Origin of the sequence: Streptomyces dioscori, assembly GCF_003024195.1 — a bacterium.
GTDB lineage: Bacteria > Actinomycetota > Actinomycetes > Streptomycetales > Streptomycetaceae > Streptomyces > Streptomyces dioscori.
This window is the reverse complement of the sequence record NZ_KZ679046.1, coordinates 243,056-269,084: the sequence shown is the minus strand read 5'-3', so window position 1 is coordinate 269,084 and position 26,029 is coordinate 243,056. Positions and strand designations below refer to the sequence as shown.

At 70.8% G+C, this 26,029-nt stretch carries 19 protein-coding genes; 10 read left to right on the top strand and 9 right to left on the bottom strand.

Features of this window, described 5'->3' with window-relative positions:
- Positions 1–39: 39 nt before the first annotated feature.
- From C6Y14_RS23890 to C6Y14_RS23870, 5 genes are all read right to left on the bottom strand, one after another.
- Positions 40–2,244, bottom strand: a complete 2,205-nt coding sequence (locus C6Y14_RS23890) for a glycoside hydrolase family 127 protein (protein WP_199854829.1) — start codon at positions 2,242–2,244, stop codon at positions 40–42.
- 13 nt (positions 2,245–2,257) lie between these two features.
- Positions 2,258–4,288 carry a glycoside hydrolase family 127 protein gene (locus C6Y14_RS23885; RefSeq protein ID WP_107018835.1) on the bottom strand — a complete coding sequence of 677 codons (2,031 nt, stop codon included), beginning with the start codon at positions 4,286–4,288 and terminating at the stop codon, positions 2,258–2,260.
- A gap of 72 nt (positions 4,289–4,360) precedes the next feature.
- Positions 4,361–5,179 carry a carbohydrate ABC transporter permease gene (locus tag C6Y14_RS23880; RefSeq protein ID WP_107018834.1) on the bottom strand — a complete coding sequence of 273 codons (819 nt, stop codon included), beginning with the start codon at positions 5,177–5,179 and terminating at the stop codon, positions 4,361–4,363.
- Positions 5,176–6,057 carry a carbohydrate ABC transporter permease gene (locus tag C6Y14_RS23875; RefSeq protein WP_107018833.1) on the bottom strand — a complete coding sequence of 294 codons (882 nt, stop codon included), beginning with the start codon at positions 6,055–6,057 and terminating at the stop codon, positions 5,176–5,178. Before C6Y14_RS23875 ends, C6Y14_RS23880 begins: the two co-directional genes overlap by 4 nt.
- 140 nt (positions 6,058–6,197) lie before the next feature.
- Positions 6,198–7,520: an ABC transporter substrate-binding protein gene (locus C6Y14_RS23870; RefSeq protein ID WP_107018832.1), complete on the bottom strand. Its 1,323-nt coding sequence runs from the start codon at positions 7,518–7,520 to the stop codon at positions 6,198–6,200.
- Between the two features lie 205 nt (positions 7,521–7,725).
- On the opposite strand from C6Y14_RS23870, the gene C6Y14_RS23865 reads away from it, so the two are divergent.
- From C6Y14_RS23865 to C6Y14_RS23855, 3 genes are all read left to right on the top strand, one after another.
- Entirely contained in the window at positions 7,726–8,754 is a 1,029-nt protein-coding gene (locus C6Y14_RS23865) for a LacI family DNA-binding transcriptional regulator (RefSeq protein ID WP_107018831.1), read from the top strand.
- 229 nt (positions 8,755–8,983) lie between these two features.
- Complete coding sequence (locus C6Y14_RS23860) at positions 8,984–12,235, top strand: discoidin domain-containing protein (protein WP_225891237.1); 3,252 nt, start codon at positions 8,984–8,986, stop codon at positions 12,233–12,235.
- The gene (locus C6Y14_RS23855; RefSeq protein ID WP_107018829.1) at positions 12,232–13,725 is read left to right on the top strand and encodes a family 43 glycosylhydrolase; all 1,494 of its coding nucleotides are present in this window, start codon (positions 12,232–12,234) and stop codon (positions 13,723–13,725) included. The genes C6Y14_RS23860 and C6Y14_RS23855 overlap by 4 nt, the downstream gene beginning before the upstream one ends.
- Before the next feature lie 51 nt (positions 13,726–13,776).
- Here C6Y14_RS23855 and C6Y14_RS23850 read toward each other — a convergent pair whose 3' ends face one another.
- The 4 genes from C6Y14_RS23850 to C6Y14_RS23835 form a co-directional block, all read right to left on the bottom strand.
- On the bottom strand, positions 13,777–14,700 hold the full coding sequence (locus C6Y14_RS23850; protein ID WP_199854828.1) for a 5-dehydro-4-deoxyglucarate dehydratase: 924 nt from the start codon (positions 14,698–14,700) through the stop codon (positions 13,777–13,779).
- 65 nt (positions 14,701–14,765) lie between these two features.
- Positions 14,766–15,743: a 2-hydroxyacid dehydrogenase gene (locus tag C6Y14_RS23845; protein WP_225891251.1), complete on the bottom strand. Its 978-nt coding sequence runs from the start codon at positions 15,741–15,743 to the stop codon at positions 14,766–14,768.
- A gap of 16 nt (positions 15,744–15,759) precedes the next feature.
- Positions 15,760–17,034: a glucarate dehydratase family protein gene (locus C6Y14_RS23840; RefSeq protein ID WP_225891236.1), complete on the bottom strand. Its 1,275-nt coding sequence runs from the start codon at positions 17,032–17,034 to the stop codon at positions 15,760–15,762.
- Between the two features lie 70 nt (positions 17,035–17,104).
- Positions 17,105–18,085: a 2-hydroxyacid dehydrogenase gene (locus tag C6Y14_RS23835; RefSeq protein ID WP_107018931.1), complete on the bottom strand. Its 981-nt coding sequence runs from the start codon at positions 18,083–18,085 to the stop codon at positions 17,105–17,107.
- Between the two features lie 259 nt (positions 18,086–18,344).
- Between C6Y14_RS23835 and C6Y14_RS23830 the strand changes: the two genes are divergently transcribed.
- The 7 genes from C6Y14_RS23830 to C6Y14_RS23795 all read left to right on the top strand — a co-directional run bounded on the left by C6Y14_RS23830 (position 18,345) and on the right by C6Y14_RS23795 (position 26,024).
- A complete protein-coding gene (locus tag C6Y14_RS23830; protein ID WP_107018825.1) occupies positions 18,345–19,934 on the top strand; it encodes an ABC transporter substrate-binding protein in 1,590 nt (529 codons plus the stop codon).
- 1 nt (position 19,935) lies between these two features.
- The gene (locus C6Y14_RS23825) at positions 19,936–20,865 is read left to right on the top strand and encodes an ABC transporter permease (protein WP_107018824.1); all 930 of its coding nucleotides are present in this window, start codon (positions 19,936–19,938) and stop codon (positions 20,863–20,865) included.
- Positions 20,866–20,879: 14 nt separating this feature from the next.
- The gene (locus tag C6Y14_RS23815; RefSeq protein WP_225891235.1) at positions 20,880–21,992 is read left to right on the top strand and encodes an ABC transporter permease; all 1,113 of its coding nucleotides are present in this window, start codon (positions 20,880–20,882) and stop codon (positions 21,990–21,992) included.
- Positions 21,989–23,014 carry an ABC transporter ATP-binding protein gene (locus C6Y14_RS23810; RefSeq protein ID WP_107018823.1) on the top strand — a complete coding sequence of 342 codons (1,026 nt, stop codon included), beginning with the start codon at positions 21,989–21,991 and terminating at the stop codon, positions 23,012–23,014. Before C6Y14_RS23815 ends, C6Y14_RS23810 begins: the two co-directional genes overlap by 4 nt.
- Before the next feature lie 10 nt (positions 23,015–23,024).
- Entirely contained in the window at positions 23,025–24,041 is a 1,017-nt protein-coding gene (locus tag C6Y14_RS23805) for an ABC transporter ATP-binding protein (RefSeq protein ID WP_107018930.1), read from the top strand.
- Positions 24,042–24,298: 257 nt separating this feature from the next.
- On the top strand, positions 24,299–24,673 hold the full coding sequence (locus tag C6Y14_RS23800; protein WP_107018822.1) for a DUF779 domain-containing protein: 375 nt from the start codon (positions 24,299–24,301) through the stop codon (positions 24,671–24,673).
- A 91-nt stretch (positions 24,674–24,764) separates the two neighbouring features.
- Positions 24,765–26,024 carry a phosphodiester glycosidase family protein gene (locus C6Y14_RS23795; protein ID WP_107018821.1) on the top strand — a complete coding sequence of 420 codons (1,260 nt, stop codon included), beginning with the start codon at positions 24,765–24,767 and terminating at the stop codon, positions 26,022–26,024.
- Positions 26,025–26,029 lie beyond the last annotated feature (5 nt).

Below are 26,029 nucleotides of genomic sequence, written 5' to 3'. Positions count from 1 at the left end.
GGGTACAAGTAGTTGCACGCAGAACATTATCCGACGTCGTTAGGCATGCCTTACCTGAGAGACGCCCGGGGCCGCCGCCACGACACGGTCCCGCTCGGCCCGCGTGAGGCGTCCCTCGGACAGCCAGAGCTCGGCGAGGGCGCCCACCGCCCGTACGAAATCGTCGGAGGCCGCGAAGGGGGCCTGGGCCCAGAGGACGTCGAGGAAGGTCAGCCCGTCCCCGCGGGCACGGTTCGGTACGCCGGAGTCGGCCGTGCCGAACACGACGACGGGTTCGGCCCGTCTGAAGTAGGCGTGGTAGCGGGCGTCGTCCGCGAGGTGGAACGGCGCCAGCGTCAGACCGTGGGTGGTGAAGTGCGAGGGGCGGCCCTCGGGGTCGATCGCGTCGGCGAGATCCCCGCGGAGCGTGAAGTCCTTGTAGAAGGAGAACGCGCGGAACCCCGTCTGCTGACTCCGCGCGACCAGCAGCACCGGCCCGTGGAACAGCGACTGGACTGCCGGATCGTCCAGGGCCCTCTCGATCCGCAGCCGGTAGGGCGCCGACACACTGACCCGGTCGCCGCGCCGCCAGTTCCTGCTCAGCGTGAGATAGCTGCCGGGCACGGCCTCGGCCCGCTGCGGCACCCCGTTGACCGTGACGGTGAAACCTCTGATGGCCCAGGACGGCACCCGCAGTCTCAGATCGAGCGTGCCACCGCCCTCACGGAAGACCAGCGTGCGGACGCCCTCCGCCGGGTAGCCGCTCGTCTGCTCGACGACGAGCCCCTTCTCGGGCCACCGCAGGGTCGAGGCGAGGTAGAGGTTGACGTACAGCGCGTTGCCGTCGGCGGAGCGGAAGTACACCGAGTCCTGGTACTTGGTGTGGTTCTCCATGCCGGTGCCGCCGCAGCAGGTGCCGATGTTGCCGTACTCGCGCACGACTCCGGGCCCCATGCCGACGAAGTAGGTGACCTCCGGACTGCTTGTGCTCGGCGCGCCGCCCGTGTCCCGGCGGGAGGCGAGGATGTGGTTGGTCAGGCCGCGCTCGTAGTGGTCCATGTACACGGGGTCCGGCGTGTGGAAGAAGAGCTGCCTGCTCAGCTTGAGCATGTTGTACGTGGCGCAGGTCTCGGCGTTCTTGTCGTCGAGGGTCGCCGCGATCGCGCCCCGGGCCCGGAACATCTCCCCCTGTCCCGTACCGCCCAGGCTGTACGTCCGGGACTCGGTGACCATGTCCCAGAAGTTGCGGGCCGCGGCGGCGTACCGCTCCTCCCCCGTGTGGTCGTACAGCCGCAGGTAGCCGGTGAACTGCGGGATGTGCTGGTTGGCGTGTCTGCCCTCCAGGATGTCGCGGTCCTCTGCGCAGGCGTCGAGCAGCGCGGTGTTGTCGAAGCAGCGGGCGGCGGCGAGGTGTTCGGGCCGTCCGGTGAGGGCGTGCAGGTCCGCCAGGACCTCGTTCATCCCGCCGTACTCGCCCGCGATGTAGATCGACCACATGCGCTCCAGCTGCGCCTTCGGCAGCGCGCCGAGCCGGCTGTGCACCCAGTCGCCCATCCCGGAGGCGAGCGTGAGGGCCTGGGCGTTCCCACCGAGGGTGTACGCGTCCAGGAGCCCCCGCATGATCTTGTGACAGGTGTAGTACGGCGCCCAGATGGTGGGGTAGGTCGTATAGCTCTCCAGCAGGACGAACTGCGTCTCCGGGTACGCCGCCAGATAGCCGGGGTGGCTCGGTCTCGGGGAGCCGTGGTCGGCCAGGGCCTGCCGGCACTCGCCCAACGCGCCGACCAGATGGTCGAGTTTGGTCTTGAGCGCCGCCTCGCGGGTGTCGGCGTACGCCTGCGCGACGAGCGTGAGGAAGTGGCCGCCGTAGTGCCCGCGCAGATTGCCGTCGGCGGTCTCCCAGCCGCCGGGCGGGCGGGCCCCGCGGGTGTCCAGTCCGGCGTTGGCCCGGAAGACGGCCAGGATCCGGTCGGCGGGGTAGGCCCTGGCGTGGTCGAGCATCAGATCGCGCTTGCGGCGGAACACGCCGTCGCCGATGGCGACTTGGCCCAGGGGGAACGGCTGTACCGGCAGGGCCGGCGCGGCGGCCACGGCGGTCCGGCCGGGAGCCGCACCCGCCGTTCTCACCGTTCCCGCGATGCCCGGCGCGTCCGGGGCCGCGCCGGTCACGGCATGCGCGGGCGTGATCGCCTGTGCGAGGGGGACGGCGGCCGCCGTCCCGGCGGCGAGCCGCAACAGGCCTCGGCGTGTGGGGGGTTGGGACATGCCCGGTCTCCGTTCATCGGTCGTCCGCGGGCAGCCACACCCGCATCGTCGAGGGGCCCCGGTTCGCCCAGGAGTGGTACGGGACCAGGGTGATCTCCACCCGGTCTGCCTCGGGCGGGGCGGTGGGGGCGTCGAGCGGCCGGTAGGGCCAGGGCTCGTCGCGTCGCGCGTCGTACGCGGTGGACCGTGGGTCGTACGCGGATGACCGTGGGTCGTACGCGGTGATCCGGCCGTCGACGACCACGGTGTCTCCCGCCGCGTCCGGGCCGTCGCGCGGATCGACGGCCGGGTCCACCCGGATCGCGTCGACGTCGAGGCCGCCGGGCAGGTCCACGGACTCGGCGCAGTACACCCGCGGCCCGCGCTGGACGGCCACGGTGCCGCGCACCGCGTCGACGCGTGGATCGGCGTCGATCCAGCGCGGCCGTACGGGCAGTTCGAGCCGTATCTCGTCGCCGGGCCGGAAGACGCGGGTGACCTCGACCGTGCCCGGGGCGACCGTGCGACGGGTGCCGTCCGGTTCGGTCAGCCGTGCCGTGGCCCCCGCCGTCCACGCGGGGACGCGCAGCGACACGGTCCAGGGGCGGTCCGAAGGCGACCGCTCGACGTGCACGACCACGGTCCCGTCGGCCGGGTAGTCGGTGCGGATCCGCAGGGCGACACCGTGACCGGGGGTGAGGAAGGTGGCGATGCGCGCGTCGGCGTACTGGTGCAGCTGGATGCCGTGGTCGTCCGCCGTGGCCAGGTGCGCGGGCAGCTGGGCCAGCGTCCGTGCCACGTTGGTGGGGCAGCAGGACACCGCGAACCAGGGCGCGCGCGGACCGGGATCGGCGCCCGGACTCACCGTGTCGGCGGCGGGCACGGCACTCCGGTGGCGCCGGTGCAGCGTGTTGGCGTAGAAGAAGGCCCTGCCGTGTTCCGCCGGTGAGGTCGCGACCACGTTGAACAGGGTCCGTTCCGCGAGGTCGGCGAAGCGCGGTTCTCCGGTGGCCAGGAGCAGCCGCCAGCTGAGCTGTACGGAGGCGACACCCGCGCAGGTCTCCGAGTAGGCGCGGTCCGGCGGCAGGACGAAGTCGTCGCCGAAGGACTCGTCCCGGTGGTGGGAGCCCATGCCGCCGGTGACATAGGTGCGCCGGGCGACCCCCGCCTCCCACTGCCGTACGACGGCGGCGAGCAGTTCCTCGTCACCGGTCTCCACGGCCACGTCGACGGCGCCTGCCGCGAGATAGAGGGCGCGTACGGCGTGACCGCGCAGCGTCTGAGCCTCCCGTACGGGAAGGTCGTCCTGGTAGTAGACGCGGCCGAACTCGCCGTCGGCGAGCGTGCCGTGGCCCCGGCGGTCGACGAAGAGCGCGGCCTGGGCCAGATAGCGCTCCTCCCCTGTCAGCCGGGCCAGTTCCACCAGGGCCGTCTCGATCAGCGGGTGGCCGCAGACGCGCTCGATGCCGCCCCGGCCGAAGGTGGCGCAGATGTGGTCGGCGGCCCGTCGGGCGACCTTCGTCAGCTCGCCCTCGCTCTCGCCCCGCGCCCTGGCCCAGGCGACGCCCGCCTGGATCAGATGCCCGTAGCAGTACAGCTCGTGGCCCCATTCCAGGTCGCTGTAACGGGGGTGCTGTCCGGGGCGGCCGAAGGCGGTGTTCAGATAGCCGTCCGGTTCCTGGGCGGCGGCGACGGCCCCGACGAGTGCGGTGACGTCCACGTCCGGCGCGGTACCTGTGGCGCTCTGCCAGGCCGTGGCTTCGAGGAGTTTGTAGATCTCGGAGTCGGCGAACTCCCGTCCCTGCCGGTCCTGTTGCACGCGTCCCTCGGCGGCGGCGCGGAAGTTGCCGGTCCAGCCGGAGCGTTCCATCCGGTCGTGACAGTGGCCGAGGGTGGCGGTCTCGTTGGTGTGCCTGCGGCGGGCCCAGAATCCGCCGGTGATGCTGACCTCGTCGAGCCCGAGCGGCCGCAGTCTGCCGCGGGTCGGCGACACCGGGAGGACGGCTGACGGCGCCGGGTTCTGGCTGCTTGGCCTGCCGGCCTTGGTCTCCTCGTTCTCCTTCACCACTTCATGCCTTCGGTTCGTCCCTTCGGTTGTCCGTCGAGTCGAGGTCGGTCGTCGAGGCCGGTCAGGGCCTCAGCCCTTGAGCGCGCCCGACATGAAGCCCCGCATGTAGTGCCGTTGCAGCAGCAGGAACAGCAGGAGGCAGGGCACGGCAAGGACCACCACACCCGCCTCGGTGGCTCCGTAGTCGACGGCGCCCATGCTCTGCTGCCGCAGGTTCGCGACGGCCAGCGGCAGGGGCGCCTTCTCGCTGTCCGAGATCAGGATCAGCGGGGCGATGAAGTCGTTCCAGGCGGCGAGGAACGCGAACAGCCCGACCGTGATCAGCCCCGGTCGCACCGCCGGGAGCAGCACCCGGCGCAGCGCGCCCGCCGTGCCGCACCCGTCGACGAACGCCGACTCCTCCAGCTCGCGCGGCACCGCCTCGAAGGAGATCCGCATCATGAAGGTGGCGAACGGCAGTTGGAACATGGCCAGCACCAGACTCAGCCCGACGAGCGAGTTCTGCAGGTGGAGTCTGCCGAGCAGGACGTAGAGGGGGATGAGGAGGGTGGCGTACGGGACCATGAGGATGGCCAGGGTGAGCAGGAACAGCAGGTTCTTTCCGGGGAAGTCGAAGCGGGCGAAGGCGTAGCCGCCCAGCAGGGACACCCCGAGGGTCAGGGCGACGGTCAGCGCGGAGACGACCGTGCTGTTGAGGAGGTAGCGCCACAGGCCCGCGTCGTAGTGGAGCAGTGTGCGGTAGTTGCCGAACCCGTGGCCGGACTCCTGTGCGGTGCCGGGCTGTCCGCTGACGGAGGCCCAGGCGTTCCACAGCAGGGGGAAGAGGAAGATGACGGCCAGTCCGCCGGCGACGACGTAGTAGGGCGTACGGCCCAGGGCGCGGCTCATGACTCGTCGGCGCGGCGCAGCCCGCGGAACTGGAGGGCATTGAGCAGGAGCAGTACGGCGAGCACGATGATCGACAGGGCCGCGGCGGTGCCGAGGTTCAGCCGCTGGAAGGCCTCGCGGTAGATCAACTGGACGACGGTGACCGTGCTGTTGTCCGGGCCGCCCTTGGTGAGGATGAAGAACTGGTCGAAGGCCAGCAGGGATCCGGTGACGCACAGCAGCAGGGTCAGGGCGATGGAGGGCCGCAGCAGCGGCAGGGTGATGCGGCGGAAGATCTGGGCACGGCTCGCACCGTCCATGCGGGCCGCCTCGTACACCTCGTGGGGGATGCCCTGGAGGCCGACGAGCAGGATCAGCATGTAGAAACCGGCGAACTTCCACACGATGAGGAAGACCGTCGAGAGGAGGGCCGAGGTCGGGGTGCCCAGGAAGGACACCGGGTCGTCCACGAGGCCGAGCTTTTCGAGGATGCGGCTCAGGGGGCCGGTGGCGGGGCTGTAGAGGCCCCAGAACAGCAGGGAAGCGGAGGCCAGCCCCAGGGCGCCGGGCAGGAAGTACACCGTGCGGAAGAAGCCGGCTCCGGGGCGGGACTCCTGCACCAGCAGGGCGAGAAGCAGGGCCAGGCCGAGGAGGACGACCGTGACGATCACCGTGTAGAGGAGGGTGAAGCGGACCGCGGGCCAGAACAGGGTGCTGTCGGTGGCATCGGTGAAGTTCTCGGGGGTGTTGATGCCTCGGTCGCCCGCGAGGAGCGGCCAGTCGCTGAGGGACATTTGACCCACGAGGAGGAGGGGCAGGAGGAAGAAGACGGTGACCAGGACCGCCGTGGGGGTGGCATAGGCGAGGCCCCGTACCGCGCGCGGGCTCAACCCCTGCATGTGGCTCCTTCGGCGTGTGGTGTGGGGGCGGGTGCGTGGGTGGCGTGCGGGTGCGGGTGCGGGTGCGTGGGGGCTGGGCGCGCAGTTCCCCGCGCCCCTGGAGGACAGGGCTGCGCCCCTGTCCTCCAAAAGGTCGGCGCTCAGTCCGCCAGTGACGCGCTGACCGCCTCGTTGTCCTTCTTCACCTTCGAGGCGTCGCCGAAGACCGCGTCGCGCATCAGGGTCAGCCAGGGGCCGTTGGGGTCGTTGAAGGTCTGGCCGAACTTCAGGGCGTACGGGGTGCGGCCGTCGGCGACGAGCTGGTTGATCGTCACCAGGCGCGGGTCCGCCTTCGAGTGTTTGTTGGACGCCAGGTCGGTGCGGGCCACCACGTCCTTGTGGGCGGCGACCACGTCGATCTGCGCCGTGTCGTCCAGGGACCAGGCGAGGAAGTTCCAGGCCTGGTCGGCCGACTTGCTGGTGGCGGAGATGCCGATGGCGTCGCCGCCGACGAAGGTGGACCTGCCGCCGTCGGGTCCTGGGATGGGCGCGACCCCGAGGTCGAGGTCCTTGGGCATCAGTCCCAGGGTGGTCGACGGCATCGGCATGACGCCGACCTTCCCCTTCGGGAAGACGCCGGTCCAAGTGGTGCCCGTCTCGTCGCGTGCGCCGGGTGCCACGATGTCGTCCCGCACCCACCCCCGGTAGGCGGCGTAGACCTGCTCGGCGGTGGCGGAGTCGAGTGTCGCCGCGGTGCCTTCCTCGTTCAGCACCTCGTCGCCGGCCGCCCAGATCGACGGCCACCAGGTGAAGACGCCGCAGCCGCCGCAGTTGCCGCCGAAGAAGGTGCCGTCGACTCCCCCGCCCAGCTTGTCCACGGCCCGTGCCTGCGCGTCCCATTCGGCCAGGCTGGCGGGCGGCTTCTCGGGGTCCAGTTTCGCCTTGCGGTACAGGTCCTTGTTGTAGAAGAGGACCGACAGGTCGAGGGTGTGCGGGACGACGTACTTCTTGTCCTCGTACGTACCGGCCTTGATGTGCGACTGGGCGAGGTCGTCGGCGAAGGGCAGCGCGTCGATGCGTTCGGTGAGGTCGGCGAAGAGGCCGCTGGAGGTGTAGTTGGGGACGAACACGACGTCGGAGGCGAACAGGTCGGGCAGGTCCTTCGACCCGGCTGCCGCGCCGACCTTGGCCTGGTAGTCGTCGGTGGGGACGACGGTCAGCTCCACCTTGTTCTCGTGGCTCGCGTTGTACGCCTTGACGAGTGCCTCGCTCTGCGGCCGGGTCGCCGCGCGCGTCCACATCGTGAGGGTGGCCCCGTCGTCGGTACCTTTCGCGGCCCCGGCCCCGGCCTCGCCACCGCCCCCGTCGCCTGAGCCGTCGTCCCCCGAGCCGCATGCCGTGACCAGGCTCGCGGCGGCCAGCAGGGCTACGGCGACGGTGACGCGTCGGCGTCGACGTCCAGGTGGTCCGGTCGTGCTCCCCATAACGATCCCCCTCGTGTGGGTTCTGCGCCGGAAAGAAACCGAAAAGCCTTTCTGAAAGCTAGGACGCGGCTCATCGCCCGTCAATCCCCTTGCACAATGGGGAAGTCCGGGACCAGGCGGTCCCCGGGAGAACATCCTGAAGGCACCGCGGCCGAAACCCTCTCGCGTACGGTTTACCCACGCGCCGCGAGACAGGAGAACACCCATGGCCCAGGCCACCGACCCCGCTCGTTCGGGGCCCGCCACGCTGAGCGATGTCGCCCGGCTGGCGGGCGTGTCCCTCGCCACCGCCTCCAAGGCGCTCAACGGCCGCGCCCAGGTGCGGGCGGAGACACGGCAGCGGGTGGTCGACGCGGCCGAGCGGCTGTCGTTCAGGCCCAACCAGCTGGCCCGTGGTCTGCTCGCCGGCCGCACGGGCACCGTCGGCCTGCTCACCAGCGACCTGGAGGGCAGATTCAGCATCCCGATCCTGATGGGCGCCGAGGACGCGTTCGGGGCGGGCGCGGTCGCGGTGTTCCTCTGTGACGCGCGGGGCGACGCGATCCGCGAGCAGCACCATGTCCGCGCGCTGCTCGGCCGCCGGGTCGACGGTCTGATCGTGGTGGGCAGCCGGACCGACCCGCGGCCTTCCCTGGGCAGCGAACTGCCCGTCCCCGTGGTCTACGCGTACGCGCCCTCGGAGGACCCGGCGGATCTGTCCATCGTCCCCGACAGCGTGGGCGCCGGCCGGCTCGCGGTGGACCATCTGCTCGCCTGCGGCCGGACGCGGATCGCGCACATCACCGGCGACCCCGGGTATCTCGCTGCGCGGGAGCGGGCCGAGGGCGCCGGGGCCGCGCTCGACGACGCCGGGCTCACCCTGATCGGCGAACCGCGGTTCGGGGAGTGGTCGGAGGGCTGGGGGCGGGCCGCCACCGCGATGCTGCTCGACCGGCATCCGGACGTGGACGCGGTGCTGTGCGGCAGCGACCAGATCGCCCGGGGCGTGATGGACGTACTGCGGGAGCGCGGGCACCGGGTGCCGGAGGACGTGGCGGTCATGGGCTTCGACAACTGGCAGGTGCTGACCTCGGCCTCGCGTCCGCCGCTCACCAGCGTCGACATGAACCTCGAACAGGTCGGGCGGGCGGCGGCGCAGGCCCTGTTCGGCGCGATCGCCGGGACACGGCGGTCGGGCGTGGAGATCCAGCCCGGCCGGGTGGTGATCAGGGGGTCCACGGCGGCCCTGTCGTGACGGCCGGTGCGTGAACCCAGGTCGCGCGCACCCCTCTTGACACTTCCACGGCACGGACCTACGTTGCGAAAACCTTTTAGGTCGTTTCATTCCTGCTCTTCAGTTTCGCGCTCCAGCGCTTCGACGTGCACAGATACGCCTTACTGAATGTCATGAGCACAACATAACTGGACAGGGAGCTCCGATGAGAAGACCGTCCAGAACCAACAGCACTTCCTACCGCTCTGCCGTGAAGCGCCTCCTCGTCGCCCTGGCGCTCATCGGCTGCTCGGTGGTCACCGCGACCCCCGCCCACGCCGCGCAGACCATCGGCTTCCCCACCTTCAGCGGCCCCGCGATCCCCGCCCCGCCCGTCGCCCACACGACCGGCGACATGATGCGGAGCATCTACGACGCGGAGAGCTCGGGCACCGACTTCTGGATGGACCGGCTGCTGGCCCGTACCGGCAACGACCCGGCCGGGCCCTGGCTGATGAGCCGGGGCCGCGCCCTCTTCATGAAGACCCACGATCCCGCGGTGCTCGGCTTCGGCGGGCACGTCGCCTACTGGGAGAGCGTCAACGACAACAACGCCTACGCGGTCGCGATCTCGCCCGGCACCTTCACCGAACAGGTCGCCCAGCGCCGGCAGACCCCGAGCCACTGGAAGAGTGTGCACACCGCCGGGTCGGTCAGCGTCGAGCAGACCAAGTTCATCACCGACAACAACGTCGCGGTGACCAACCTGTCGATCAGGAACAACGGCAGCGCCGCCACCACACTGCAACTGCGCGCGACCTCCCCGTACGCCACCTCCGGCAGCGGCAGCGAGCTGACCGGGCAGGTCAACGCGTACAACAACCTCACCACCGTGCGCCCGCGCCTGACCGGTGACGGTTTCGCCGTCTCCAGTGGCGGGCTCAACCGGTCCGTGACGATCGCGGCCGGAGCCACCGTGACCACCAAGGTGGTGATGGGCTTCGTCACCGACGAGATCCCCGCGTCCCTCACGGAGTACAACGCCTACGCGGGCCACTCGGCCGCCACCGCGTTCGCCACCCATGTCAGGGCCTACAACCTGTGGTGGGCGCAGAACGTGCCCTACATCGACGTGCCCGAGGGCGCCATCAAGAAGAACATCTACTACCGCTGGTGGCTGATGCGCTTCAACAGCCTCGACGCCGACATCCCCGGGCAGACCTTCCAGTTCCCGACCTCGACGGAGGGCGTCCTCGGCTACAACAACGCGATCGCACTCACCCAGCCCATGCACATCGACGACCTCAAGTACCTGCGCGATCCGTCCTACGCGTACGGGGACTGGCTCAGTGTCGGCCAGACCTCCAAGGGGGCCCGGTTCCTCGACAATCCGGGTGACCCCGAGAACTGGTCCAACAGCTACACCCAGTACATCGCCGAGGCGGCCTGGAAGAGCTACCAGATCCACGGCGGCCAGCCGGGCATCGCCGCCAACCTGGCCCGCTACGCCGAGGGAGACGTCAAGGGGCAACTCGCCTACTACGACCACGACGACAACAAGCTCATCGAGTACGACTGGGGCGCGCTGACCGGCAACGACGCCGACGCGGTCTCCTTCCACTGGAAGCCCGGGAACATGGACCGCGCCGAGTCCGCCTACCAGCACAGCGGCGCGCTCGCCGCCGCGCAGGCCTACGAGGCGACCGGCAACACGGCCAAGGCCACCGAGATGCGCACGCTCGCGACCCAGATCAAGGACGCGATCGTCAACGTGCTCTGGAACCCGAACCGGCAACTCTTCGAGCACCGGCTGAAGTCGACCAACGAATGGGTGCCCTGGAAGGAGATCAACAACTACTACCCGTTCTCGGTCGGCGCGGTCCCCGACACCGCAACGTACAAGCAGGCCCTGCGCCTGTACGACGACCCCGCCCAGTATCCCGTGTTCCCCTTCTACACGGCCAACCAGGTCGACAAGAAGGCGGCGGCCGACGCCGGCAACCCCGGCTCCAACAACTTCTCCACCATCAACTCCACCGTGCAGTTCCGCCTCTACTCCTCCGTGCTGCGCAACTACTCCAACTCCTGGATGAACGCGACCGACTACAAGAAGCTCCTGTACTGGAACACCTGGGCGCAGTACGTCGGCGGCAACACCCAGTGGCCGGACGCCAACGAGTTCTGGGCGGACTGGAACGGCACCGGCATCGACTACCGCTCCTGGATCCACCACAACATCCTGGGCAGCAGCAACTGGACCGTGATCGAGGACGTCGCCGGACTGCGCCCGCGCAGCGACGCGAAGGTCGAGCTGTCCCCGATCAACATCGGCTGGAGCCACTTCACCGTCAACAACCTCCGCTACCGGGGCGCCGACCTGACCATCGTCTGGGACGACCCCGCCGACGGCGTGGTCCGCTATCCCGGTGTCCCGGAGGGCTACTCGATCTACGTCAACGGCAGCCGGGCCGCGACCGTCAGCTCTCTGGTGCCCTTCACCTGGGACCCGGCCACCGGTGACGTCACCACGAGCGGCACGGTCACCCACCACGCGTCCGTGGCCGGGCTGAAGGCCCCGAACCAGGTCGTGCAGAGCAGCCCCCGGATGGTCGACATGCTCGCCAAGGCCGGCGTCGACCTCACCGCCGACCTGCCCAACCTCGCCTCCGGCGCGACCGTGTCCGCGTCCCACACCGGCTCCGGCTCCGCCGTCTCCGGGGCGGTCGACGGCTATCCCACCAACGAACCCTTCTGGGGCGCGGGCGGCTCCCCCAACAGCCAGGACTGGTACGAGCTGAATCTGGGCGCCACGCGCACACTCGACGAGGTGCGGCTGTACTTCAAGGACAGCCGGCCGGCGAGCACCACCTACCGGGCGCCGTCCGCGTACACCATCCAGTACTACAACGGCAGTTCGTGGGTGAACGTGGCCGACCAGACGCAGAGTCCGGCCGTGCCGCGCGCCAACTACAACCTGGTACGGTTCCCGGCGGTCGGCGCGCAGCGCATCCGGGTCCTGGCCACCAACGCCTCCGGGGCGAAGACGGGACTCACCGAGGTCAAGGTGTTCAACCGGGGCGGGGTCCAGCCGCCCGCCAACCTCGCCGGGTCGGCGACGGCGTCCGCGTCGGCCACCTCGTCCTGGGAGAGCGTCGCCGCGGTCAACGACGGGATCGATCCGCCGTCGTCCAACGACACGGTGAACCCGCGCTGGGGGTGCTGGCCCGAGACGGGTCAGCAGTGGGTCGACCTGACGTGGTCCTCGGCGAAGAACCTGGCCAGGGCCGAGGTCTACTTCTTCGACGACGACCAGGGCATCGACATGCCCGCCTCGTGGAAGCTCCAGTACTGGAACGGCAGCGCCTATGTCGATGTGCCGGGCGCCGGGACCTATCCGGTGGTCAGGAACCAGTACAACTCCGTCAGTTTCACGCCCACGAGCACCACGCGGCTCCGGGTGCTGCTGACGGGCAACGGCACGAACTCCGTCGGCCTCCTGGAAGCGAAGGTGTACGGCCCGTGACCCGTTCCCGATGTCTCTCCGCGCTCGTCGCCCTGTTCACCCTGGCGGTCGCCTTCCTCGTGGCGCCGCCCGCCTCCGCCGCCGTCGCGTTCACCTCGGCCGGGGTGAACCAGAACGGCAACAACTGCCTGGACCTGCCCAACGGTTCGTCGACCAACGGCACTCAGCTGCGCGCCTTCACCTGCAGCTCCGGCGCCAACCAGAGCTTCGGTTACACCCTGGTCGCGGGGACGACCGACACGTACACGGTCACCACGCAGTCCGGTCAGTGCGTCGACGTCTCCGGCGCGTCGACGGCGGACAACGCGGCGGTCATCCAGTGGCCCTGCCACAGCGCGACGAACCAGCAGTGGCGGCTCGTCCCGGTGACGGTGCCGGGCACGGACCGGACCTTCAACCTGGTGTCCGTCGGCTCCGGCAGGTGCGTGGCGCCGAGCGGTGGTTCGTCGGCCTCGAACACCAACCTGGTGCAGCTGCCGTGCTCCGCGGCGAACGGCAGGGTGTGGCGGCTGCCCGGCTTCAGCGGCGGCGGTACGAGCCCGGGCACGTTCACCAACCCGCTCGCCCAGCGCGGGCCCGACCCCTGGCTGACCTACTACGACGGCTACTACTACCTCGCCACGACGACCTGGAACTCGACGGTCACCATGCGCAGGTCGGCCACCCTGGGTGGTCTCGCCACGGCCGCCGAGCAGGTGGTCTTCAACCTGACCCGGCCGAACGGGGCGGGCACGATGTGGGCCCCCGAGTTCCATCTGCTCGACGGCCCCAACGGCAAGCGGTGGTACTTCTACTACACGGCCGGGCAGGAGCCGTACGACCTGGGCACCCAGCGGATCCATGTGCTGGAGAGCGCCGGGCTCGACCCGATGGGGCCCTACAGCTTCAAGGCCGACCTGCTCGACCCGACCCAGGACAACACCTGGGAACTGGACCCGGGCATCCTGCAACTGAACGGCAATCTCTACCTGTTGGGGACCTTCTACAACGGCTCGCAGCCGATGTTCATCCGGCCGCTGTCGAACCCCTGGACCGCGAGCGGCACCCGCCGTGTCCTGTCCACGCCGACGTACAGCTGGGAGACGGTGGGCGGCGCGGTCAACGAGGGCGCCGAGGTCCTCCAGCGCGGCGGAAAGACCTTCATCGTGTACTCCGCCAGCCACTGTTCCACACCCGACTACAAGCTGGGCATGCTCACCTGGAACGGCGGTGATCCGCTCAGTTCGTCGTCCTGGGTCAAGTCGCCGAACCCCGTATTCCAGCGGTCCAACGCCACTGGTGTGTACGGGCCCGGGCACAACGGCTTCTTCAAGTCGCCCGACGGGACGGAGGACTGGATCGTCTACCACGCCAACAGTTCCGCCTCCGGCGGCTGCGACATGAACCGGAGCACCAGGGCGCAGAAGTTCACCTGGAACGCCGACGGCACGCCGAACATCGGCACCCCGGTGGCTCTCGGCGCCGCCCAGACCGTGCCGTCGGGCGAGTGACCCCGCCCGACGGACCTCCTACGGCCCTCCCATGGACCTCGTATGAACATCTCAGGAGGCGAGTACGGCGCGCCCCTCGGCGATGATGGCCGCCAGCTCCTCGATCTCCGCCGCGCCGAGGGAGGTCAGGGGCGGGCGGACCGGTCCCGCCTTGTTGCCCTCCAGGGTCACGCCTGCCTTCACCAGGGCCACCGCGTAGCCGGGGACCCTCTTGCGGAGCCTGACGAGGGGGTGGAAGAAGGCCCGCTGCAGTGCGTCGACGCGCTGGGTGTCGTCCTCTTCCACCGCGCGGTGGAAGGCGAGGGAGATGTCGGGGGCGAAGGCGAACGCGGCCGAGGAGTACAGCTTCACGCCCAGGGCGCGGTAGGCGGGCTGGCTCGCCTCGGCGGTGGGCATGCCGTTGAAGAACTGGAACTCCTTGCCGGACGCGCTCAGCGACTCACGTACGGCGGGAATGATCCGGGCGACGAGATCGAGGTCGCCGGTGCCGTCCTTGAAGCCGGTCACCGTGGGCAGTCGGGCCACGTCCGAGGCGGTGCGCTCGTCGAAGCGCGCGTTGCCCCGGTTGTAGACGATCACCGGCAGGGCGGTCTCCTCGGCGACCGCGCGGACGTACGCGACCAGGCCCTCGGCGGGCGAGTCGACGAGGTAGGGAGGCATGAGCAGCAGGCCGTCCGCGCCGGCCTCTGCGGCGGCACGGGCGAAGCGGCGGGCCAGTCCGAGCGCGCCGCCGGCCCCGGCGTACACGGGGACCCGTCCGGCCACCGCGTCGACGGCGGTCCGTACGACGGCGGTGAACTCCTCGACGTCCAGGGCGTGGAACTCGCCGGTGCCGCAGGCGACGAACACGCCGCCGGGGCCGGCGGCGGCTCCTGCCGAGACGTGCTGGTGCAGGGCGGTCAGGTCGACCTCACCGGCATCGGTGAAGGGGGTGACGGGGAAAAAGAGGACACCTTCGAGCATGGGGGTCTTCAACTCCTGGGGCAGTGGGGCGAGAGGGCGGGGGTGGGACGGCCGGGGGTGAGGGCGCGGGTGCCGGGTCAGGTGGCCGTGGCGGCGCCCGCGCGCACCACGTTGGTGAGCGGGCGGCCCTGCTCCAGGCGGTTGATGTTGTCGGCGATCTCCAGCGCGCGGGCGGCGAAGGTGTCGGTGGTGTGGCCCGAGTGGTGCGGGGTCATCAGCACGTTGGGCAGGTCGTGGAACGGCAGCCTGCTGGGCGCCTGGGGCGGGCCCGACCACCACACGTCCAGTGCGGCACCGGCGATGACACCCGTGTCGAGGGCCTCGTACAGCGCGTCCTCCTGGACGACCGGTCCGCGGGCCACGTTGACCAGCAGGGCTCCCGGTCCCATGGCCGCCAGTTCGGCGGGGCCGATCAGCCCGCGGGTGGCGGGGCCGAGGGGAACGGTGACCACGACGACGTCGGACTCGGCCAGCAGGTCGGGCAGCCGGTCGTTGCCGCCGATCCAGTCGGTCCGGAGGTCCTGCGGGACCGGCGCTGAGGGGTCGCGCCGCACGGCACGTACGCGCATTCCGACCGCCTGGCAGAGGCGGGCGACCTCGGTGCCGGTCTCGCCGAAGCCGATGATGCCGACCCGGCGGCCCTCCAGCGTCGTCCCGAACGGTAGCTGCGGGTCGACGGCCACGTTGCGCCACTGTCCGGCCCGCAGTGCGCGGTCGGCGCCCAGGACGTCGCGGGACAGCATCATGACGGACATGAGGACGTGCTCGGCGATGGAACGGCCGTGGTGGTGGGTGGTGGTGACCGACACCTGCGGGCCGAGCGCGTCCAGCGCGATGCCGTCGTAGCCGGCGCCGACGACATGGACGAGCCGCAGCCGTCCGGCGCGCCGGGCGTCCTCGGCGCGCAGGTGGGAACCGACGAACACCTCGACTCCGGTGATGGCTTCGGAGATCCGTTCCGGGGTCCAGTCGAAGGACTCCAGCCAGGTGTGCGGGCCCTGCGCGCGGGCCTTGAGGGGTTCGTGGAAGCGGCTCAGGATGCGGTGGTTGAGCATGATGTGCACGGGCGGGTCACCACCGGGGGGTCTTGGTCGAGAAGGAGGGGTCCACGGTGCGCATGTAGCCGGTGTCGTCGCGGTCGCGCAGTCCGCAGTCGAGGTACTGCCGGTGGAGCCTGGCGAGCGCGTCCCGGTCCAGCTCCACACCGAGGCCCGGAGCGGTGGGTACGGTGACGCGGCCCTCGGTGAACTTCAGGACCCCGGTGTCCACGACGTCCTCGTCCGGCTGCTTCCAGGGCGTGTGCGTGTCGCAGGCGTAGGTGAGGCGCGGGGTGGCCGCCGCGAGATGGGTCATCGCGGCGAGGCTGATGCCGAGGTGCGAGTTGGAGTGCATCGACAGGCCGAGGCCGAAGGTGTCGCAGATCGCGGAGAGCTGGAGGCCGCGCCGCAGCCCGCCCCAGAAGTGGTGGTCGGACAGGACGATGCCCACGGAGCCGCGGGCCACGGCCGGGGCGAGGTCGTCGAAGGAGACGACGCACATGTTGGTCGCCAGGGGTGTTTGTGTCCCCGCGGCGACGGCCGCCATGCCGTCGATGCCCTCGGTGGGGTCCTCCAGGTACTGCAGGTCGCCGTCCAGCTCGCGGGCGACGTGCAGCGAGGTCTCCGTGCTCCAGGCCGCGTTGGGGTCGAGGCGCAGCGGCAGGTCGGGGAAGGCCTTGCGCAGGGCCTTGACCGCCGCGATCTCCTCGTCCGGCGGGAAGACGCCGCCCTTGAGCTTGATGGAGGAGAAGCCGTACGCGTCGATCATGCGGCGGGCCTGGTCGACGAGGCCCGCCGGGTCGAGGGCGGCGCCCCAGTCGTCGTCGGGCTGTCCGGGGTGTGCGGCCCACTTGTAGAAGAGGTAGGCGCTGTAGGGCACCGAGGGGCGGACGGCGCCGCCCAGCAGGTCACTGACCGGCCTGCCGAGCAGCTTGCCCTGGATGTCCAGACAGGCGACGTCGAAGGGTGACATGACCCGGTCCACGGCGCTGCTGCCGGTGACCATCCCGGACATGCCGTCGCCGCCGGAGGTGTCCTCCCCCAGCGCGCGTGTGGTGCGGGCGATCAGGTCGTTGAGGTTCCAGACGTCCAGGCCGGTCAGTTCGTCGGCGGCGCGGCGCAGCCGTTCCAGGTGGACCGTGCCGCCGTAGGTCTCGCCGATGCCGGTGACACCGGACTCGGTGGTCAGCTCGACGATCGTGCGCAGCGCGTAGGGCTCGTGCACCCCGACCGTGTTGAGCAGTGGGTAGTCCTTGAAGGCCACGGGGGTCACGGTGACGTCGGCGATGCGTGCTGCGTTCCTAGCCATGAATGCCGTCCTCATATGTAGTCCGCGTTCTCATTTGTAGACAGCCATCCTCATCGCTGTCAATGGCTGATCACGGAACCGGGGTGAGCAGGACCCCCTCCGCCATGAACCGCCCGACGTTGTCCAGAACCAGGTCGGCCATCGCCTGCCGTGTCTCGTGCGTCCCGCTGGCCACGTGAGGCAGCAGGAGCACCCGGTCCGACTCCAGCAGCGCCCGCGGCACGTTCGGCTCGTCGGCGAAGACGTCGAGCGCCGCACCGGCGATCCGCCCCTCGCGCACCGCCGCGACCAGGGCGGGTTCGTCGACGACGCTGCCGCGCGCGACGTTGACCAGGAAACCCCGGGGGCCGAGCGCGTCGAGCACCTCCGCCGAGACCAGGCCCCGGGTACCGGCCCCGCCCGCGACCGTGACGACGAGCGCGTCGCACGCGGCGGCCAGCTCCCGCGCGCTCGGGAGGTGGCGGTAGGGGACGTCGGCGACCGGGGTCCGCGAGCAGTACGCGATGTCCGTGCCGAAGCCTTCGAGGCGGCGCGCGACGGCCCGGCCGATCCGGCCGAGGCCGAGGATGCCCACACGCTTCCCGCTCACCCGGGAGGTCAGCGGGTAGGGCGCCGCGCTCCACTTACCGGCCCGTACGTACCGGTCGGCGGCCGACAGTTCGCGCATGACGTCGATCAGGCCGCCGACGGCGAGGTCGGCCACGCAGTCGTTCAGCACGTCGGGGGTGTTGCTGACGTCGATGCCGCGCGCCCTGGCGTGGGCCACGTCCGTGGTCTCGTAGCCGACGCCGAAGTGGACGATCGCGCCCAGCCTCGGCAGCGCGTCAATGAGGGAGTTGGCGACGCCGAACCGCGCGCTGGTGACCGCGGCCACCACCTCGCCGGCCTCCTCGCGCAGGTAGGCCGCGGGGTCGGGCAGTTCGTGCAGCCGCACGGTGCGGTGCCGCTCGGCCAGCGCCTTCTCCAGGGCGGGGAGCAGCGGGGACACCTGGAGGACGGTGCCGGGGGCGGCCGGAGCGGCCAGGTCGTCGGGGGCGGCGGGGTGGGACATGGTGGTACTCCCGTCAGAGCAGAAGGTTCGGTGACGTGCGAGGTCCAGGACACCGGAGCGGTCGGGCCGGACGGTGATCGCCCGGCAGCGGGCGGTGACGGTCGCAGATCCGTCGACGCGCATCCCTTGACGCTGCCACGGCACCGGTTTAGCTTCGGCGTTCACAGATGCGGACCGAGTACGTAAGTGTAAACAGCTCAGGAGGTCGGCCCGAACTCGGAACGTGACACATCAGCACTCCCCCGGAGATACGCCGACGATGAAGTCCCCCGTTTCCTCCCTTCCGCCCGGCCGACGGCGGCCCCGCACGACGACCGCCCTGCTGCTGGCGGGCACGGTGCTGGTGTCCAGTGGCTGTGCCGTGGCCAACAGCGCCGGCGGTGACGCCGGCGAGGCCGACGGCCGCACCCTGCGCGTGGTGCTCACCCAGGAACCACCGACGCTGGAGCCCTGTGAGGCATCCCTGACCAGTACCGGCGTCGTCGTCCGGTCCAACATCACCGAACCGCTCGTCGAACGCGACCCCGACTCCGGCGAACTGCACCCGCTGCTCGCGACCGGCTGGAAGCAGACCGGGCCACGCACCTGGACCTTCGACACCCGCAGCGGGGTGACCTTCCAGAACGGTGAACCGTTCACCGCGAAGGACGCCGCGTTCTCCATCGACCGGGCGGTCAACTCCGACCTCGCCTGCAACGTCGAGGGCTATGTCTTCGGCGACGACGACCTGAAGGTGAAGGCGGTCGACGACAACCGGCTGACCGTCACCACGCCCGAGCCCGACCCGATCCTGCCGCTGCGCCTGAGCTTCGTGGAGATCGTGCCGCGCTCCACCAGCACCGAGGCGAAGGTGCGTGTCCCGATCGGGACCGGCCCGTACGCCGTGCGCTCGTGGCAGGCCGGTACCGCGATCTCCCTCAGCCGCTACGACGACTACTGGGGCAAGGCTCCCGCCTTTCCCCGGGCCCGTTACGTCTGGCGCAGCGACGCGAGTGTCCGGGCCGCGATGATCGACAAGGACGAGGCGGAGATCGCCGTCGCGCTCGACTCGATGGAGGCGGAGAAGGACACGACCGCCTCCTATCCCAACAACGAGACGACCGCGCTGCGGCTGGACGGCCGCGAGGCGCCGCTCGACGATGTGCGCGTGCGCCGGGCCATCGACCTGGCCGTCGACCGCCAGGGCATCATCGACGCGCTGCTCGGCGGACTGGCCGAACCCGCGGGCCAGCTCGTACCGCCCGGAGTGGTCGGACACAGCGACGCGATCGAGCCGACCCGCCAGAACGTGGACGAGGCCCGCGCCCTGGTGAAGGAGGCGAAGGCCGACGGCGTACCCACCGGCCGCACCATCACCCTGGTCGCCCGCAACGGCATGTTCTCCGGGGTCTCGGAGACCGCGGAGGCCCTGCAGTACCAGATGAAGGAGATCGGGCTGAGCGTCAAGGTGCGTATGGCCGACACCGCCACCCAGCTCCAGTACCAGCTGAGGCCGCTGCCGAAGAACGTCGGACCCATCGCCCTGCTGATCATGCACGGCAACCAGGCCGGTGACGCGGCCTTCACCGCCAGCCAGTACCTGCTCAGCGACGGCCCGCAGTCCACCTTCGGAAGCAAGGAACTCGACCGGCGCATCGCCGACGCGGGCCTGCTGTCCGGCGACAAGCGCCAGCAGGCCTTCGCCGAGCTGCTCGCCGACCAGAACGACACCGTCGTCCAGTACACCCACATCGCCCACATGAGCGGACTGCTCGGGCTGTCACCGTCGATCCGGTACGAACCGAACTCCGCCACCGGCGACGAAATGCGGCTGGCCGAGGTCGGTCCCGCCGAGGGGGCGAAGGACTGACATGATCCCCTTCCTGCGCAAACGCATGATCTCCAGCGCCATCCCGCTCTTCTGTGTGGTGCTGGGCGTCTTCTTCCTGGCCCGGATGACCGGCAATCCGGTCGACCTCTACCTCCCCCTGAGCGCCACCGCCGAGCAGCGCGCCGAGTTCTCCGCCGCCCAGGGCTTCGACCTGTCGATCCCGGCGCAGCTGTGGAACTACCTCGTCGACGCGGCCCACCTGGACTTCGGCACCTCGCTGCGGACCGGGCAGCCCGCGACCGAGATGGTGCTCGACGCCTTCCCCGTCACCCTGCAGCTCGCCGGGGTGACCATGCTGCTCGCGATCACCGGAGCGCTGCTGGTCGGCAGCCTCGCCGCCTACCGCCCCAACTCGCTCGTCGACCGGATCGCCAGCCTGCTGTCGATGACGGCCGCCAGCATCCCCGACTTCTGGTTCGCCATCATGGGCGTCCTCGTCTTCGGGGTGAGCCTCGGCTGGCTGCCGACCTCCGGCACCCTCGGCGGACCCGAGATCTGGATCCTGCCCGTCGCCACCCTGCTGATCCGCCCCTTCGGCGTACTGGTCCAGGTGGTACGCGGCAGCATGGTCACCGCGCTCTCCGCCCCCTACGTGAAGATCGCCCGCAGCAAGGGCGCCACGCCTCAGCGGGTGATCTTCGGGCACGCCCTGCGCAACGCGGTGACGCCGGTGCTGACCGTGGCCGGCGACCTCGCGGTCGGTCTGGTCAACGGCGCGGTGATCGTCGAGACGATCTTCGGCTGGCCGGGCATCGGCAAACTCATGATCGACTCCATCCTCCAGCGCGACTTCGCGGTCCTCCAGGCGGCCGTGCTCCTCACCGCCGTGACGATCTTCGCGCTCAACATCCTGGTCGACGTCTGTCACGCGCTGACCGACCCCCGTGTGCGACTGGCGGTGCCGGCGTGAGCGAAGGAAGCACCATGCCCCGAGAAGAACCCACGACCGCGGACACCACTGCGGGCGCCTCCGCGGACACCACAGCGGACGTCGCCGCGGCCGACACCCCGGGCACCTCCGCCGCCGGCGCCCTGGACGACCCTGCGGCCGACACCGCGGGCATGACCGCTGCCGGCACCGCGGAGACGGCCGCGTCCGGCACCGCCACCGGTGCCGGACGCGCGCCCCACCGGGCGAACTGGTGGCGCATGCTGGGCCGCGACCGCGCGGCGGCCGTCGCCGCCGTCGTCCTCTCGCTGGTCGTCCTCGTGGCGGTCTTCGGGCGGCTCGTCATCGGCGACCGCGCGCAGCGCCAGGACCTGGACGCCTCCCTGCGGCCACCGTCCCTGGGCGACGGGGTGTACGGACTGTTCGGCACCGACGTCCTCGGGCGCAGCGTGCTGGCCCGGCTGGTCGACGCCGCCGCGACGACCCTGTCCGTGGCCGTCCCCGCCGTACTGTGCTCGCTGCTGATCGGCTCGGCGCTCGGCCTGTGGGCCGGTTACCACGGGGGCCGCCGCGAGAGCGTCGCCCTGCGCGTCGCCGACGTGATCCTCAGCTTCCCCTCCCTGCTGATCGCGGTGGTCGTGCTGTACGTGTTCTCGCCGAGCGCGCTGAACATCGTGCTGATCCTCGCGGTGGCCCGCATCCCGGTCTATCTGCGCACCGCGCGGGCGGAGGCGGCCGAACTGCGCAGCCGCCTGTTCGTGGACGCGGCCCGCACCTTCGGCACCCCCGCCCGGCACATCATCCACCGGCACATCCTGCCGATCGCCCTGCCGACGCTGCTGACGGTCGCCACCCTCGACTTCTGCTTCGTCATGCTCACCGAGTCCTCGCTCAGTTTCCTCGGCATCGGCATCCAGCCGCCGGACGTCAGCTGGGGCCTGATGGTCGCCCAGGGCCGGCAGTACCTCCAGACCGCCTGGTGGATCACCGTGCTGCCGGGTCTCGCCATCGTGTTCACGACCGTGTCCGCCACCGTGCTCGCCGCGTGGGTCCGCATGGCCACCGACCCCGCCCAGCGCTGGCGACTGACACTGCCCACCAAGCGCCGCGGAGCCTCCGCCGCCGTACCCCCGGAGCTGATCCCGTGACGACCACCGCCGCGCCCTCACCGTCCGCCGCCGGCCTCCCCGACGACACCCCCGCCCTCGACGTCGAGGGGCTCCGCGTCGACCTGAGCACACCCTCCGGGCGGGTACGTGCCGTCGACGGCGTCAGTTTCAGCGTCCGCCGCGGGCGTACCCTCGCCCTCCTCGGCGAGTCGGGCTGCGGCAAGTCGATGACCGCGCTGTCGGTCGTGGGGCTCCTCGACCCCGCGGCCGAGGTGACCGGCGGCGCCGTCCGGGTCAGGGGCGACGACACGCTCCGCATGACCCCGGCGGAACGCCGCAAGCTGGCCGGTCCAGTGCTGTCGATCGTGTTCCAGGACGCCCTGACCGCCCTCAATCCGGTCCAGCCGGTCGGCCGGCAGATCGGCGAGCCGTTCCGTATCCACCGCGGACTCTCCCGGCGTGAGGCGCACGAGAAGGCCGTCGAGCTGATGACCCGGGTGGGCATCCCGGAGCCGCGGCAGCGGGCCCGCTCCTATCCGCACCAGTTCTCCGGCGGTATGCGGCAACGGCTGCTGATCGCGATGGCCGTCGCCCTCGACCCCGACGTCCTGATCGCCGACGAACCCACCACCGCGCTCGACGTGACCGTGCAGGCGCAGATCATGCGGCTGCTGCGGGACCTCCAGGACGAGCGCGAGATGGCGCTCGTACTGATCACGCACGACCTGGCCGTGGTCGCCCAGCGCGCGGACGACGTGGTCGTCATGTACGCGGGCACGGTCGTCGAGAACGGCCCGGTGCGCGAGGTCTTCGCCGCCCCACGCCACCCCTACACCCGGGGACTGCTCGACTCGGTGCCGGAACACGCCGTACGCGGACGTCCGCTGCCCGCCGTGCCCGGCAGCCCGCCCGAACTCAGCGCCGTGCCGGCCGGCTGCGTCTTCCAGGACCGCTGTCCGCTGGTGCGCGAGCGCTGCGTCCAGGAACGGCCGGTCCTGCGCGCGTCGGGCGACGGACGTACGGCCGCCTGCCACTTCTCCGAGGAGCTCGACCGTGTCTGAGAGCCGCGCCATCACCGCCGTCGAAGGACAGCGCCCTGACGTTCCGGAGGAGTCCGGGCCCCTGCTGGAGGTCAAGGGCGTCACCAAGACCTTCGGCCACGGCCGCCGCCGGCTGACCGCCCTCGACGGGGTGGACATCCGGCTCGGCCGGGGCGAGACCCTCGGGCTCGTCGGCGAGTCGGGCTGCGGGAAGTCCACCCTCGCCCGGGTGCTGCTCGGCCTGGAACGGCCCGACGCGGGCACCGTACGGTTCGACGGCACCGACCCGTTCGCCCTGCGCGGCAAGGAACTGCTGGCCTGGCGCCGCCGTGTCCAGATGGTCTTCCAGGACCCCTTCGCCTCGCTCAACGCGCGGATGTCGGCCGCCGACCTGATCGGTGAGCCCTGGCGCACGCACCGGGACGTCGTACCGGACGCCAAGGCCCGGGAGAAGCGCGTGCGCGAACTCCTCTCCCTGGTCGGACTGCGTGCGAGCGACGCCCACCGCTACCCGAACGAGTTCTCCGGCGGACAGCGCCAGCGCATCGGCATCGCCCGCGCGCTGGCCCTCGACCCCGACCTCATCGTCTGCGACGAGCCGGTCTCCGCGCTCGACCTGTCGGTGCAGGCCCAGGTCCTGAACGTCCTGTCGGAACTCCGGGAACGCCTCGGCGTCGCCTACGTCTTCATCTCCCACGACCTGTCCGTGGTGCGGTACATCTCCGACCGGGTGACCGTGATGTACCTCGGCAAGGTCATCGAGCACGGTGCCACGGAGGATGTCTTCGAACGGCCTCGGCATCCGTACACCGGTGCGCTGATGTCTGCGGCGCCTGTGCTGGACGCGTCCGGCGCGTCCGGGGACCGGGAGATCCAGCTGACGGGAGAGATCCCCTCCCCCTTCGACATCCCGTCGGGGTGCCGGTTCCGCACGCGGTGCCCTCGGGCGGAGGATCTGTGCGCGCTGGAGGCTCCGCCGGTGGTTGAAGGGGGCTCCCACAGCGCGCTGTGCCACTTTCCTCTGGAGGGGGTCGCTGCGCGGGCGTGAGCGGTTGGGTACATCTTCGACTGCGGGCCCGGTGGGGGTCGGCAGCCAAAGATGCGCCCGCCCGCGCGGGCAGGGGCGCGGGGAACTGCGCGGCCCACCCCCACCGGGCCCGCAGCCAAGGATGTACCCGACCGGCGGGCCGGGGCGCAGCCCCGCCCCTCAAGGGGCGCGGGGAACTGCGCGGGTCACCCCCACCGGTCCGCAGCCGGATGTAGGGTCCGCGGCAGTACCTCCGAAGCGATGAGGAGTGATGCCCGGTGTCCTCGACCACCGACCCCGACTCCGCCCCACGCGTGGAACTCACCCCCGCCGCAGCCGACCTGCTGCGCAGACTGCGCGACGCGCACGGCCCGCTGATGTTCCATCAGTCGGGCGGCTGCTGCGACGGCAGCGCGCCCATGTGCTACCCGGAGGGCGAGTTCAGGACAGGCGACTCCGACATCCTGCTCGCCTCCCTGGCCGTCGACGGCGTCGAGGAACCGGTGACGTTCTGGATGTCACGGAGCCAGCACGAGGTGTGGAGCCACACCCGGCTCATCGTCGACGTGGTGCCGGGCCGGGGCAGCGGCTTCTCCCTGGAGGCACCCGAAGGGGTACGTTTCCTGACGCGTTCGCGCCTCGTCGGCACGTAGTCATCGTCAGGGCACCCTCTCTGTGGTGAACTCCCCTGTGTCCTGGGCCATTTGAGGAGACAGCGGAGAGAGCAGGGGCACCGTGACACCAGTGACACCTCGCACCGGACGACTCAGAACCGCACTGGCGGTCTTCGCCACGTGGAGCGCGCTGGCCGGCGCCGCCCTGTCCGGGGCGGCACCGGCCAGCGGCGCACAGGCGAACGGCGCACGGACCGGCGGCGCACCCGCCTTCAGCCGGATCGCGCCGGGCGTGCGCTACACGGAGTTCGACATCCAGGCCGCCAAGGGCGTGACGCACGCGCATGTGCTCAGCGTCGATCTCGCCAACCCCAAGGTGAGCGTCGATCTGCTGCACCCGGGCGTGGTCGCGGCCCGCGCGACGGTCTCCCGGCTGACCGACGCCCAGGGCGCCGTCGCCGGCGTCAACGGGGACTTCTTCAACATCACCGAGACCCAGCACCCGGGGGTCGAGGCGACCGGCGCGTCCGTCGGCCCGGCGATCGCGAACGGACACACTTTCAAGGCGGCGGTCCCGAACGGCCAGCGCTTCGGACCGGCCCTGCCGCCCGGCACGAGCACCGAGGACGTGCTCGGGGTCGGCACGGACCGCAAGGCCCGCCTGGACAGCCTGGCGCTCGACGGTTCGGTGGAGACCACCGGGGCCACCCTGCCGCTCGGCGGCCTCAACCAGTACGCGCTGCCGGTGGGCTCCGTCGGCGCGTTCACCTCGGACTGGGGTCAGGTCTCCCGGGTGCGGGCCATCTGCGGGACGGACACCGACCGGGCCGCGCCCTGCAGCACGGACACCTTCGAGGTGACCGTCCAGGACGGCCGGGTCGTGTCGTCGGCCGACACTCCCGGCAGCGGAACCATCGCTTCTGACACCACGGTCCTGGTCGGCCGGGAGGCGGGGGCCCAGCAGTTGCGCAAGCTGTCCGTGGGCGAGCAGGTCGTGGTGCGGCACCGGCTGGTGGCGGCCGCGTCGAAGACCCCGTACCGCTTCGCGATCGGTGGGTATCCGGTCCTGCGCGGCGGGCAGCCGCTCACGGGGCTCGACGACACGACGGCGGCGGTTCGGACCGCGGCGGGCGTCTCCGACGGCGGGCACCGGCTGCTGTTGCTGGCGCTCGACGGGGCGGCGGAGTTCCGCAGCGGTCTCACCATCGCAGAAGTCGCCGTCGAGATGAAGAAGTTGGGTTCGGTGGACGCGTTCAGTCTGGACGGCGGCGGTTCCACCACACTGGCTGCCCGGCAGCCCGGCTCGACCTCCGCGACCGTACGCAACCACCCCAGCGGCGGCGCCGAACGCCCGGTGCCGAACGGGATCGGCGTCTTCTCCAAGGCTTGAGGTCC